This window comes from Dehalococcoidia bacterium (assembly GCA_030018455.1).
GTDB lineage: Bacteria > Chloroflexota > Dehalococcoidia > DSTF01 > JALHUB01 > JASEFU01.
This window is the reverse complement of record JASEFU010000001.1, coordinates 265644-278609: the sequence shown is the minus strand read 5'-3', so window position 1 is coordinate 278609 and position 12966 is coordinate 265644. Positions and strand designations below refer to the sequence as shown.

Below are 12966 nucleotides of genomic sequence, written 5' to 3'. Positions count from 1 at the left end.
GCGGAGTTACTGACTGCCCCAGACGAGCCCCGGCTTGCCGACCTGCGGCTCCGCGGCGGGCTCCTCTTCCTTCGGCTCCTCCGGCGGCTCCGCCTTCGGCTCCTCTCCCGGCACCTCGACCGGTGGGAACACCTCGTCCAGGGGCGCCTCGAAGACGTGCTCCAGCTCCTCGCCCTCCAGCGTCTCCACCTCCATGAGGCGTTTGGCGATCTGGTCGAGTTTGCCGCGGTTCTCCGTCAGTATCTTTTTTGCCTGCTGGTAAGCGTGATCGATGATGCGCCGGACCTCTTCGTCGATCTCTTCGGCGACCTTTTCGCTGTAGTTGCGCTGCTCGGCGATCTCCCGTCCGAGGAAGACGAGCTCTTCTTTCCGCCCGAATGTGCGCGGCCCCAGGCGCTCGCTCATGCCCCATTGCATGACCATCTGCCGCGCGATCTTTGTCGCCTGCTCGATGTCGCTCTGGGGGCCGGTCGTCATCTCGCCGAGGGCGATCTCTTCCGCCACGTGCCCGCCGAGGGTCGCGGCCAGCGTGTCCTGGAACTGCGACCGCGTCCGCAGGTTGCGGTCCTCTTCAGGGAGGAAGCGGGTGAAGCCGCCGGACATGCCCCTGGACACGATGGTGACCTTGAACACGGGGTCGGCGTTGGGAAGCTTGCGCGCGACGAGGGCGTGGCCCGCCTCGTGGTAGGCGATTATCTCCTTCTCCTTGGGGCTGATGACCCTGCTCTTGCGCTCCGGCCCGGCGATGACGCGGTCGACCGCCTCGTTGAACTCGGGCATGCCCAGCCGCTTCTTGTTGCGGCGGGCGGCGAGCAGGGCCGCCTCGTTCACCAGGTTCATGAGGTCGGCGCCCGAGAAGCCGGGCGTCTGCTTCGCCAGCACCGTCAGGTCGACGCTCTTGTCGAGCGGCTTGCCCCTGACATGCACCTCGAGGATCGCCTTGCGGCCCTTGATGTCCGGCCGGTCGAGGATCACGTGCCGGTCGAACCTGCCCGGACGGAGTAGCGCGGGGTCGAGGATGTCGGGGCGGTTGGTGGCGGCAAGCACGATGATGTTGGTGCTGGTGTCGAAGCCGTCCATCTCTACGAGTATCTGGTTGAGGGTCTGCTCGCGCTCGTCGTGGCTGCCGCCGAGGCCCGCGCCACGCTGCCGGCCGACGGCGTCGATTTCGTCGACGAAGACGATGCAGGGGGCGTTGCGCTTCGCCTGGTCGAACAAGTCGCGCACCCGCGACGCTCCCACGCCGACGAACATCTCGACGAACTCGGAGCCGCTGATCGAGAAGAATGGGACGCCCGCCTCGCCGGCGACGGCCTTCCCCAGCAAAGTCTTGCCCGTGCCGGGCGGCCCGACGAGGAGCACACCGTGGGGTATGCGCGCTCCAAGCGAGGCAAACTTCTCCGGGTACTTCAGAAACTCGACGACCTCCTGCAGCTCCTCTTTCGCCTCGTCTACCCCGGCCACGTCGCTGAAGGTCACCGTCGGCTTGTTTCCGGAGAACATGCGGGCGCGGCTCTTCCCGAAGCTCATCGCCTGGGAGTTCGAGCCCTGCGCCTGTCTGAGCATGAATATGAGGATCGCGCCGAAGATGATGAACGGCAGGAAGTTCAGCAGGAGGGGAAGCCAGTTGCCCCAGCGGCTCGGCTCCTTCACCTTGATTTCGATGTTCTCAAGCTGGTCAGGGGTGACGCCTGCATCGTGGAACACCTGGTAGATGTTCGACCCCGATTCCTTGCGCGACTTGTACGTCTGGGAGTCCCCTTGCAGGTGAACGGTAAGTGAATCGCCGTCGACCTCTATGCTCTCGACCTTTCCCTGGCGGGCGAGCGTAATGACTTCGCCGAGGTCTTTGTTCTCGGTAGTCGAGGGACGCGTTCCGAGGAAAGACCAGACAATCGCTACGACAGCGACGACGATGAGGAGGTAGACAAATGTATTACGCATCCAGCGAGAGCCCATAGCGTCTCCTGTCCAATCCGTCCCGGCGAAGCAAATACCTCGCCCTTTGAATTATAACAGACCGGGGGTCCGCCCGAAAGGTAACGGCCGGCAGCAGCGCCCCGCGGCTGCGATCCGTCAGACAATGGGATTATCGACCGTCTTCAGCGATACGCCACTACCTACGGCTGCTCGTCGGACGAAAGGATGCCCGCCTGGGCCCAGTTCTCGCGCTCGATGTCCTGGAATATGACGATGGTGGACTCGGGCGTGGTGTGGGCGATGTCGCAGACGAGTTCGGTGATGGCGCGGGCGAGCTCTTGTTTCTGGGCGTGCGTGCGCCCGGACCACATTTCGACACGGACTATCGGCATTTGCCGTCTCCTTTCTTGCAGCGGTGTTTAACGTCTGCGATGATAGCATAAGCTGAGGTAGAGGCTGCGCGTTCCGTTACCGCCGGGTCAGGCCGCATCGTCAGGGTGTCTTTACCTCCCCGATCCCGCTGTGCTAGCATCGCAGCGGAACGCAGAGAGAACGCGACGCGATGGAGCCGCCTCCCACCCTCAAACGTGAACTCGTCCTCTGGCGCCGCGGATTGCGCCTCATCGCCGGCGTCGACGAGGTGGGGCGCGGCCCTCTTGCCGGGCCCGTCGTCGCGGCTGCCGTCGTCCTTCCCGCGCGCTGCCGGTTCCGGTGGCTGCGAGACGTGCGCGACAGCAAGCTCCTGACCGCCTCCATGCGGGAGAAGCTGGCCGCCGTCATTCGCGAGAAGGCGGTAGCCGTTGGGGTGGGGATCGAGCCGCCGGAGCGGATCGACGAGATCGGCATTGCGCCCGCCGGACGCGCCGCCATGGTCGCCGCCGTCAACGCTCTCGCGCCCGCCGCCGAATACGCGCTCATCGATGCTTTTGCCCTGCCCGACCTCTGCGTGCCCTACGAGGCGATAATCGACGGCGACGCCCTCTGCACCTCCATCGCCGCCGCTTCCATCGTCGCGAAGGTCGAGCGCGACCGCATGATGGTGGAATACGAGGAGCTTTACCCCGGCTACGGGTTCGCCCGGAACAAGGGATACTCGACCGCCGCCCATCTGGACGCCCTCGCGCGGCTCGGCCCGTGTCCCATACACCGCCGCTCCTTCGCTCCTGTGGCGTCCTGCTTCTCGGTTGCGGGCGCGGAGGCGGCGCAATGAGCGAGAGTCAGCGCCTGGGCCGGTTCGGCGAGCGGCTGGCTGCCGCCCACCTCGAATCGCGTGGCTACCGGATTCGCGCGCGCAACTTCCGCTGCCGGCAGGGCGAAATTGACATAATAGCGGAAAACGGAGGCTGTCTCGCCTTCGTCGAGGTGCGGACCCGCCGCGGGCGAGCGACCGGCTCTGCCGCCGAGTCGCTCAAGCCCGAGAAGGGCGCGCGCATCCGCGAGGCGGCGGAAGCCTACTGCCTGGAGCAGCCGGACGCCCCCGAGGACAGGCGCATAGACGTGATCGCCATCGATCTTGCGCCCGACGGCCGGCTTCTGCGCCTCGAGCACATCGAGAACGCCTTCTCCGGCGACGAGCTTCCGGTCGCACCGAACGGATAGGGATGTTCAAACTCTCCTCGTTCCGGCTCAGAGTCTTCCGGCAGTGCCGCCGGCGCTACAAGTACCAGTACGTCGAGCGCATACCCACGCGGCCCACCGCCTACAACACCATGGGCGCGCACGTCCACACTGCCCTCAAGACGTTCTTCTCCCTCGAAGATGCGACGCAGCGTACGCCTGACGCCCTCGTCGACCTCCTCCTCGAAAGCTGGCAGCACAACCGCGCCGGCTTCACCGACCTCGCCGACGAGGAGCGCTGGCGCCAGCGCGCCCTCGCCCAGATACGCACCTTCGCCCAGATGCACGATCTTGCCGCCCGCCCGCTCCTCCTCGAAGGCTACTTCGAGGCGCCCGTGAACCCCAACCTCGCGCTCCTCGGCCGCATCGACCGCGTGGACGAAGACAGGCGCGGGCTGCACATCATCGACTACAAGACGGGCCGCCGGCCGGAAGAGGTCGACTCCGAACAGCTTCACATATATACTATTATCCTGGAGACGGCGCTCGGTCGGCCTGTCGCCAGGGCATCATATCTTTATCTCGACGACGGGAGCGTGTGGAGCGTCGAGCCCCGGCGCGACGACCTGGACGCGAGCCTTGCCTCGGCGCTGACCGCCTACGAAGAGATGCTTGCGGAACGCGAATACTTCCCCGTAGTGGGGAAGCACTGCGCCCTCTGCGACTACCAGGAGATCTGCCCGCAGCGCGAGGAGATCGTTGGGCGCAGACTGCTGGAGGGCTGGTAGATGCCGATCTACGAGTACCGCTGCAACCGCTGCCGGAGCCGCGTGAGCGTCTTCCAGCGGCGCGTCGGCGCGCCCGCCACCGTCTCCTGCTCGCGCTGCGGCAGCAACGACCTGACGCGCCTCATATCCACATTCGCCGTCGTCCGCGGCGAAGAAGCGATCTTCGAGTCGATGGAGAACGACGACTCGCTCTTCGCCGGCGTCGACGAAAACGATCCCAAGAGCATGGCAGCGTGGGCGCGCAAGATGAGCTCCCGCTTCGGCGAGGGCGGCGACGCCGAGTTCGACGAAATGATCGACCGCATGGAGGCCGGTGAGATGCCGGACGAGTTCGACGGTGGAGAAGAGGAATGCTCGCCGTTCGACGAAGACTAGTTCGTGGAGTCCAGCGATGCCGATATACGAGTTCAAGTGTGAAGACTGCGGCCGACTTACCAGCATCTTCGTCAAGACGCAGAGCAGCGACTACGAAGCCGCCTGCAAGCACTGCGGTAGCGACAAGCTCTCGCGGGCCGTCTCAGGCTTCGCCTATCACAAGTCGACACAGACCATCATGGAAGAGCTCGGCGAGCCCAAGCGCCTCGAGGACTACCGCGACCCCCGCCAGATAGGGCGCTGGGTAGAGCGCAAGTTCCGCGAGTACGGCGAAGAGGTTCCCGAGCCGACGAGGAAGATGATCGACGCCGCGCGGGAAGGCGAGCTGCCGCCTCAATTGAAGGACCTCTAGAACGGAGCCGGTACGTTGGAAGAGCGCATGCGCGACCTGGAGACGCTCGTCGAACACATAAGGGCTGATTTCGAGGCCAAGCACCACGCCCGCGAGGAAGGCCTGGCGAGCTGCCGCGAGGCGCTGCGCCTCTCCGCCAACGCCATCCGCGCCGTTCACCGCGAGGAGTTCGACGCGGCTGAAAAGGCGCTGGAACGCGCCGCCGATCTCCTCAAACGGGCGAAGGCCGCCCTCGAACCGCACCCCGACATCTTCCACGCCGGCTTCGTGCACGACGCCCAGAAGGAGTACGCCGAGGCCTGCCTGGCCCTCGCCCTTATCGATGGCCGTCCGCTGCCCGAACCTCACACTCTCGACGTCGAGTACAGCGCCTACCTCAACGGGATGGGCGAAGCCGTGGGCGAGCTGCGGCGCCACCTGCTCGACAGCCTGCGCGGCGGCGAGATCGAGCGCTGCGAGAACCTGCTCTCGATCATGGACGACATCTACAGCGTCCTCGTCACCTTCGATTACCCCGAGGCGCTCACCGGCGGCCTGCGCCGCACAGCCGACGCCGTGCGCGGAATCCTCGAGCGCACGCGCGGCGACCTCACCGTCGCCGTCCGCCAGCGCGACCTCGAGCGCAAGCTCGAGCAGCTCGAGTCCCGCCTCTAGCGGAGCAAGGCCGGGGTATGTGTAGAAGGGGACTGCCCCTTCTGCCGGGGGTTTCAGGGGGTGTCCCCCTGAGAGCAAAAAGAAGCCTGCGGGTGGGCGGGTGGGAAGTAGAGCGTTCATGTTTCCACGCACGGCAGCGGCTGCTTCTCGTATGAACTGTCGTCGTCGTCCTTGATTGTGGTATGCTTCCGCCAGTTGCATGCGTCCGGGGGTCAAACGAATCCGACCATCGCTTGCGCCGCAATCCGCGTTATTCCTAAGAAGGATCACGTTGGGGGAGAGTAAGGGGAGCTTGGCTGTGAATCTCTTCGCGCGCCCAATATCCATTCTGGGCACAATTGTACTGTCGGTCCTTCTCTCGACAACGCTGCGCGTACAAGCCGCGACGCCGGTTCCTACTCCCACGCCCTTTGTCTGGCCCGTTCGCTACGTAATTAGCGGCCCGTCCAGCGCCCATCCGGGGGACACTGTTGTCTATCGCATCGACTACGAAGGCGTGGCAGACCCAAGGGAGCCGGGCGCCACCTTAAAACTGCTGTGGACGGAAGGGTCGGCGTCCTTCGTGTCGTTGTCCACCTTGGCGGGGCCTGAAGCGACGGTTGCCTTCCCCGAGGCGCGGCAAATCGATGTCGTCTTTCCCAATCAACCTGGTCCGGGTGCCGTTGAAATTGCCCTGCGCATCGCGCTGGAATTTGAAGGGACCATGAGGGTCGGCATCGAGGTGAGAGGAAGCGGAATCACTATGCCGGAAGGCTCCGTCCTATCCGCGCTCACCATGGTCTCGCCCTCGTCCCAACAGCCCAGCCCGCCACGAACGGGCGTCGCAGACGACTCGCCTTCGTCTTGGCGGAAGAACGCACTGTGGCTCGCGCTGGCGGGCTTTGCCGCCGTTGGGCTGTCGGCGGCCGTGCTCTTGAAAGAGCGCCGCTCTTGAGCTAGCGAGAAACCAAACGATGACGCAACCCGGGGCGGGCACATAGCCCGCCCCTGCGCTTCAGACGCCCTCTACGTCCGTTGTTGCCCCTTTCTCCAGATGCTACAATTTACTGTTGGGCTTCCGGACGAGCCCGCATTCCATTTCACATCTGACGGGCCGGCAGATTGACTTCCGATTCCATCGTCGTTCGCGGGGCGCGCGAACACAACCTCAAGAACATCGACGTCGCCATACCCCGCGACAGGCTCGTCGTCATCACCGGCCTCTCCGGCTCCGGCAAGTCTTCCCTTGCCTTCGACACCATCTACGCCGAGGGCCAGCGACGCTACGTCGAGTCGCTCTCCGCCTACGCCCGGCAGTTCCTCGGCCAGATGGAGAAGCCCGATGTCGACTACATCGAGGGGCTTTCGCCCGCCATCTCCATCGACCAGAAGGGCGCCAGCCGCAACCCGCGCTCCACCGTCGGCACCCAAACGGAGATCTACGACTACCTGCGCCTGCTCTTCGCCCGTGCCGGCCGCCCGCACTGTCCCAACTGCGGCCGCCCCATCGAGCGGCAGACCGTGCAGCAGATCGTAGACTCCATCCTCGACCTGCCCGCCGGCCTGCGCATCATGGTCCTCGCCCCATTGATCCGCGACCGCAAGGGCGAGCACCTCCAGGTATTCGAGGACGCCCGACGCGCCGGCTTCGTCCGCGTCCGCGTCGACGGCCAGGTGCGCGACCTCGGCGAAGACATCGTCCTCGACAAGAACCGGCGCCACACTATCGAGGTGGTCGTCGACCGGCTGGTCACGGAGGCGTCGCGGGTCGACGGCGCGGAGGGCGACGGAGCCGGCGGCGAACGCTCGCGCCTCGCCGATTCCGTCGAGACGGCGCTCAGGCTGGGCGCGGGCGTCGTCCTCGTCGCCATCGAGGGCGGCGAGGAGCGCCTCTACTCAGAGCACTTCGCGTGCGTGTTCTGCGGCATCAGCATCGGCGAGCTCGCGCCCCGCAACTTCAGCTTCAACAGCCCTCACGGCGCCTGTCCCGAATGCACCGGCCTCGGCGTGAAGCTGGAGATCGACCCCGACCTCGTCATCCCGAACAAGAACCTGACGCTGGCGCAGGGCGCGATCCAGCCCTGGGCGCGCACCGGCACCATGTCCACCTGGTACTACCGGATGATCGAGGCCGTGGCCGACAAGTACGGCTTTTCCACCCACGTGCCCGTCCGCGAGCTGGACCAGCAGCACATCGACAGGCTCCTCTACGGCACCGGCGAGCTCGTCACCATGAAATACGTAAACCAGTACGGGCGCACCCAGTACTACGACACCACCTTCGAGGGCGTCATACCCAACCTCAACCGCCGCTTCCGCGAGACCGACTCCGACTACGTGCGCGGCGAGATCGAGCGCTACATGACGGGACGCCCGTGCCCCGCCTGCAAGGGCGACCGCCTCAAGCCGGAGTCTCTGGCGGTGACGGTGGGGGACCGGAACATCGCGGAGACGACGCGCATGAGCATCGTGGCGGCCCAGGAGTGGTTCGCACGGTTGGCGGGACCGGATACACCGCTTTCGGCGCGCGAGCAGGCGATAGCGCACCAGATACTGAAGGAGATACGCGCCCGCCTCGATTTCATGGTCGAGGTCGGACTCGGGTACCTCTCGCTGGACCGGCGCACGGCCACCCTCTCCGGCGGCGAGGCGCAGCGCATCCGTCTCGCCACCCAGATAGGCTCCGGCCTCATGGGAGTCCTCTATGTCTGCGATGAGCCTACCGTCGGCCTGCACGCCGCCGACGATGCGCGCCTCATCCGCACCCTCGAGCGCTTGCGCGATCTCGGGAACACGGTGCTCGTCGTCGAACACGACGAGGCGATGATGCGCGCCGCCGACCACATCATCGATATGGGGCCCGGCGCAGGCGAGCAGGGCGGCGAAGTCGTCGTCGCCGGCACAATCGACGACGTCATGGCTGCCGCAGCGTCGATAACGGGGCAGTACCTCTCCGGCAAGCGGCAGATTCCGCTGCCGCAGCAACGGCGGCCGGGGAACGGGCGCGTCGTGACCATCGAGGGCGCGCGCGAGAACAATCTCAAAAACATCGACGTCCATATCCCGCTCGGCAAGTTCGTCTGCATCACCGGCGTCTCCGGCTCGGGGAAGAGCACGCTCATAAACGACATCCTCTACAAGAAGGCGGCGCAAATCATCTACGGCGCCCGCGACCGTCCCGGCGACTGCGACGGCATCTCCGGCCTTCAGCATATCGACAAGGTCGTGAACATAGACCAGTCGCCCATCGGACGGACGCCGCGCTCCAACCCTGCCACCTACACCGGCACGTTCACGCCCATCCGAGAGCTGTTCGCCACCGTTCCCGAGGCGCGGATGCGCGGCTACCGGCCGGGGCGCTTCTCGTTCAACGTGAAGGGCGGCCGCTGCGAGGCCTGCGCCGGCGAAGGCTACATCCAGATCGAAATGCAGTTCCTCCCCGACGTGACGGTCCCCTGCGAGGTCTGCAAGGGCAAGCGCTACAACCGCGAGGCCCTTGAGATAACCTTTCGCGGCAAGAACATCGCCGAGGTGCTCGACATGACCGTCGACCAGGCGCTCGACTTCTTCTCCGCGTTCCCCAAGGTGAGGGCGAAGCTGGAGACGCTGCGCGACGTCGGCCTCGGCTACATCCGACTCGGCCAGCCGGCGACGACGCTCTCCGGCGGCGAAGCGCAGCGCGTCAAGCTCTCCACCGAGCTCTCACGCCGCTCCACCGGCCGCACGCTCTACATTCTTGATGAGCCGACCACCGGCCTCTCGTTCGAGGACACGTACGCCTTGCTGCGCGTCCTCCAGCGTCTCGTCGATAGCGGCAACACGGTGGTGATAATCGAGCACCACCTCGACGTGATAAAGAGCGCCGACCACATCATCGACCTCGGCCCCGAGGGCGGCGATGAGGGCGGACGCATCGTGGCGGAAGGGACGCCGGAAGAGGTCGCTCGGCGCGACGACAGTTACACAGGCCGCTACCTCCGCCCCAAACTCAAGGCGCCCGCTGTGACATCCGGCAAGGGCGCGTCTCGCCGGAACGCGGTCGAGTAGGGAAGCGCGGCTGCGATGAGACGGCCCCGGCACGGTCGCGTTTTGCGGTGGGTGCTTAGGGTAGTACACGACGACGGAGGCAAATGACCTACGACCCGGCAAAACATCATCGCCGCTCCATCCGCCTCGCCGGGTATGACTATGCCTAGCCGGGCGCCTACTTCGTCACGATCGTTTGCAGGGATCGCGTGTTGCTGGCGGATGATCCTCGTTTTCGCGCCGTGACCGAAGAAACGTGGCTCTGGCTCGAACATCAATACCCATTTGTCAGCCTGGACGCGTTCGTCATCATGCCCAATCACCTGCACGGCATAATCGTAATTAACGAGACGCGTAGGGGCGGTTCGCGAACCGCCCCTACTACGGGGCCAAGACGGAAGACCTTGGGTCCATCGGTGGGAGCCTTCAAGACCGTTTCCACGAAACGCATCAATGGGATACGCGGCACGCCCGGTCTTCCCGTTTCGGCAGCGGAACTACTACGAGCACGTCATCCGCGATCAAGACGAGATGAATCGCGCCAGGGCGTACATCGCCGAGAACCCATCGCGCTGGGAAGAAGACCCGGAGAACCTTTCGGCGTTTCTGCCCGGAGCGATACGACTCCCATGACTGGCCGAATTGCTGCGGTCCGCTTGAGAAGGTCTGCTCGATTGACGGAATCGTGATATAATCCGCTACGTAGTCCAACTTGAGGAGAGTGTATGCCGTCAGTCGTAAAGAAGCGGCGGAAGAAAATCCGCAAGCACAAGTACCGCAAGATGCTCAAGAAGACCCGCTGGCAGCGCAAGCACAAGTAGTCCCCCTGAGCGCACCTACCCTCAAGGCATCAGGCACCGTCGCCGTCTGTCAAAAGCAGCGCCCTGGAGCGCAGGCAACGGGCGTTTGCTTGCCGCTCGTAGTACACTGCGATCAGGAGCCATGAGGGAATCGCTGCGGCCGCTGATTAGCAGGGAAGCCATCGCGGACAAGGTCGAAGAGCTTGCCCGCCGGCTCGACCGCGACTACGCGGGCCGCGCCCCCCTTTTCCTCTGCGTGCTCAAGGGCGCCTACGTGTTCCTCGCCGACCTCGCGCGCCGCATGGAGACCCTTCCCGAGGTCGACTTCATTCAGCTCTCGCGCTACGGCCTCAAGGGAAGCGCCGCCTCGCCGACGGCGCGCATCCTCCTCGAGCCGCGGACGGAGCTGGAGGGACGCGACGTCCTCGTCGTTGAGGACATCGTCGACACCGGCAGGAGCCTACAGTCGCTCCTCCGCTATCTTGCGCGGCGACAGCCCGCCAGCGTGCGCGTCTGCTCCCTGCTCGTCCGCAAGGCTGAGCTTCCACGGATCGGCGATAGCGTTGACTACTACGGCTTTGCGATCGAGGAAGGCTGGGTCGTGGGTTACGGGCTGGACTACAGTGAGAGGTACCGCTCCCTTCCCGATATCAGCGTGCTGGAGTTGGACCGATGAGCCTCGCCGAAGCGATCGCGGTGGCCCGCGGCGACGCGCCCGGCGACCTCCTTCTCGCGAACGCCCGCGTCGTCAACGTCTTCACCGCTGAGATCGAAGCCGCCGACGTGCTCCTCTTCGCCGGGCGCGTCGCCGCCATCGGCGCCGGCTACCAGGCCCGCCGGACCGTCGACCTCCGCGGCCGCTTCCTCCTGCCCGCCTTCATCAACGGCCACACCCACATCGAAAGCTCCCACCTCTGGGTCACCGAGTATGCGCGCGCCGTCGTCCCCCACGGCACCGCCGCCGTCGTCACCGATCTGCACGAAATCGCCAACGTTGCCGGCCTGCCCGCCATCGAGGCCGCCGTCCGCGCCGCCGCCCGCACGCCGCTGGCGCTCTACCTCATGGCCCCCTCCTGCGTTCCCGCCTCCCCGCTCGAGACCGCCGGCGCCTCCTTCGGCCCCGACGAGATACGGCAGGCCCTGCGGCTTCCCCGCGCCCTCGGCCTCGGCGAGCTGATGGACTTCCCCGGCGTTATCTCCACTGACCCCGATGTCCTTTCGCGCGTTGAGGCCGCCGGGGGACGCCTCATCGACGGCCATGCCCCCGGGCTCAGCGGCAACGCCCTCAACGCCTACCTCGTCGCCGGCCCGCGCTCCGACCATGAGTCGATCCGCCTCGAAGAGGCGCGCGAAAAGCTGCGGCGCGGCATGTACGTGATGATCCGCGAAGGCACTACCGAGAAAAACCTCCGGGAGCTCCTTCCCCTCGTCACCGACCGCACCGCATCGCGCTGTCTCCTCGTCGTCGACGACCGCTCGCCGGCCGACCTCCTCGAAGACGGCGACATCGACGGCGTGGTCCGCAGGGCCGTGGCCCTCGGCCTCGACCCCATCCGCGCCGTCCAGCTCGTCACCATAAACGCCGCGGCGTGCTTCCAGTTGACGGGCGTGGGCGCCATCGCCCCCGGCTACCGGGCCGACCTTATTGTCGCCGACGACCTCCAGCCGCTGAACGTCGCCCAGGTGTACGTCAACGGGGAGCTTGTCGCCGAGAACGGCGCCGCCCTCTTCTCCACGCCCGCCGAGATCGACCCGTTGCTCACGCGCAGCGTCAACATGCGCCCCCTGACGCGCGACTCCTTCGCCCTGCCCGCGGCCGGCCCCCGCTATCCGGTCATCGAAATCGTCCCCGGTCAGATCTTCACCGCCCGGAGGATGGAGGATGCGCGCGTCGAAGGCGGCCGCATCGTCCCCGACATCGAGCGCGACATACTGAAGCTTGCCGTCGTCGAAAGGCACCACGCCAGCGGGCGGGTCGGCGTCGGTCTCGTCAAAGGCTTCGGCCTCAAGCGCGGCGCCATCGCCTCCTCCTACGCGCACGACTCCCACAACATCATCGTCGCCGGCACGAACGACGACGACATGCTCGAGGCCGTTCGCCGCATCGAGTCGATGCAGGGCGGCCTGACCGTCATCGCCGACGGCCGCAACCTCGCGGACGTGCCCCTGCCCGTGCTCGGCCTCATGTCAGCCGACCCTGTGGAGATGGTTGCCGCCGCCCTTGCCGCCGCCAACGCCGCCGCCGCTTCGCTCGGCGCCCTCCTCGATGACCCCTTCGCTGCTCTTTCCTTCCTTGCGCTCCCCGTCATCCCGTCGCTGAAGCTGACCGACCGTGGCCTGGTCGATGTCGACAGGGGCGCTCTCTTCGACTTCGGCGGCTAGCCCGCCTTGACGCGGTGGTACAATCAAAGCAGGGGCGAAAGAGCGTCCCCTTCCCTTCCCCCTCCCGCGGGCGATTGACCCAGCGCGCCGGCCGATCAGGTTCCGGGCGCGCGTCCTGACCTTATCACTTGGA

Annotated in this window: 14 protein-coding genes; 12 read left to right on the top strand and 2 right to left on the bottom strand. The window is 65.9% G+C overall.

Going from position 1 to position 12966, the window contains the following annotated elements; genetic code table 11:
* Window positions 1-6: 6 nt before the first annotated feature.
* Both ftsH and QME71_01355 read right to left on the bottom strand, forming a co-directional pair.
* Window positions 7-1959, bottom strand: a complete 1953-nt coding sequence (ftsH, locus tag QME71_01360) for an ATP-dependent zinc metalloprotease FtsH (protein MDI6856955.1) — start codon at window positions 1957-1959, stop codon at window positions 7-9.
* Window positions 1960-2120: 161 nt separating this feature from the next.
* A complete protein-coding gene (locus QME71_01355) occupies window positions 2121-2333 on the bottom strand; it encodes a tautomerase family protein (protein ID MDI6856954.1) in 213 nt (70 codons plus the stop codon).
* A 149-nt stretch (window positions 2334-2482) separates the two neighbouring features.
* On the opposite strand from QME71_01355, the gene QME71_01350 reads away from it, so the two are divergent.
* The 12 genes from QME71_01350 (at window position 2483) to ade (ending at window position 12833) form a co-directional block, all read left to right on the top strand.
* On the top strand, window positions 2483-3130 hold the full coding sequence (locus QME71_01350; protein ID MDI6856953.1) for a ribonuclease HII: 648 nt from the start codon (window positions 2483-2485) through the stop codon (window positions 3128-3130).
* Window positions 3127-3519, top strand: coding sequence for a YraN family protein (locus QME71_01345; protein MDI6856952.1), 393 nt, complete (start codon window positions 3127-3129; stop codon window positions 3517-3519). The genes QME71_01350 and QME71_01345 overlap by 4 nt, the downstream gene beginning before the upstream one ends.
* Window positions 3520-3521: 2 nt before the next feature.
* Window positions 3522-4265 (top strand): PD-(D/E)XK nuclease family protein, encoded by a 744-nt coding sequence (locus QME71_01340; protein MDI6856951.1) that lies wholly within the window; start codon window positions 3522-3524, stop codon window positions 4263-4265.
* Entirely contained in the window at window positions 4266-4640 is a 375-nt protein-coding gene (locus tag QME71_01335; protein MDI6856950.1) for a zinc ribbon domain-containing protein, read from the top strand. It begins immediately after the preceding gene.
* Between the two features lie 16 nt (window positions 4641-4656).
* Window positions 4657-4992: a zinc ribbon domain-containing protein gene (locus QME71_01330; protein ID MDI6856949.1), complete on the top strand. Its 336-nt coding sequence runs from the start codon at window positions 4657-4659 to the stop codon at window positions 4990-4992.
* Window positions 4993-5007: 15 nt separating this feature from the next.
* Window positions 5008-5646: a haloacid dehalogenase gene (locus QME71_01325; GenBank protein ID MDI6856948.1), complete on the top strand. Its 639-nt coding sequence runs from the start codon at window positions 5008-5010 to the stop codon at window positions 5644-5646.
* A gap of 298 nt (window positions 5647-5944) precedes the next feature.
* Complete coding sequence (locus tag QME71_01320; protein MDI6856947.1) at window positions 5945-6580, top strand: hypothetical protein; 636 nt, start codon at window positions 5945-5947, stop codon at window positions 6578-6580.
* Window positions 6581-6747: 167 nt separating this feature from the next.
* On the top strand, window positions 6748-9672 hold the full coding sequence (gene uvrA / locus QME71_01315) for an excinuclease ABC subunit UvrA (GenBank protein ID MDI6856946.1): 2925 nt from the start codon (window positions 6748-6750) through the stop codon (window positions 9670-9672).
* A gap of 432 nt (window positions 9673-10104) precedes the next feature.
* Window positions 10105-10284 carry a hypothetical protein gene (locus QME71_01310; protein ID MDI6856945.1) on the top strand — a complete coding sequence of 60 codons (180 nt, stop codon included), beginning with the start codon at window positions 10105-10107 and terminating at the stop codon, window positions 10282-10284.
* Between the two features lie 92 nt (window positions 10285-10376).
* Entirely contained in the window at window positions 10377-10472 is a 96-nt protein-coding gene (locus QME71_01305; GenBank protein MDI6856944.1) for an AURKAIP1/COX24 domain-containing protein, read from the top strand.
* 121 nt (window positions 10473-10593) lie between these two features.
* Window positions 10594-11127: a hypoxanthine phosphoribosyltransferase gene (gene hpt / locus QME71_01300; GenBank protein MDI6856943.1), complete on the top strand. Its 534-nt coding sequence runs from the start codon at window positions 10594-10596 to the stop codon at window positions 11125-11127.
* The gene (gene ade / locus QME71_01295; GenBank protein ID MDI6856942.1) at window positions 11124-12833 is read left to right on the top strand and encodes an adenine deaminase; all 1710 of its coding nucleotides are present in this window, start codon (window positions 11124-11126) and stop codon (window positions 12831-12833) included. The genes hpt and ade overlap by 4 nt, the downstream gene beginning before the upstream one ends.
* Window positions 12834-12966 lie beyond the last annotated feature (133 nt).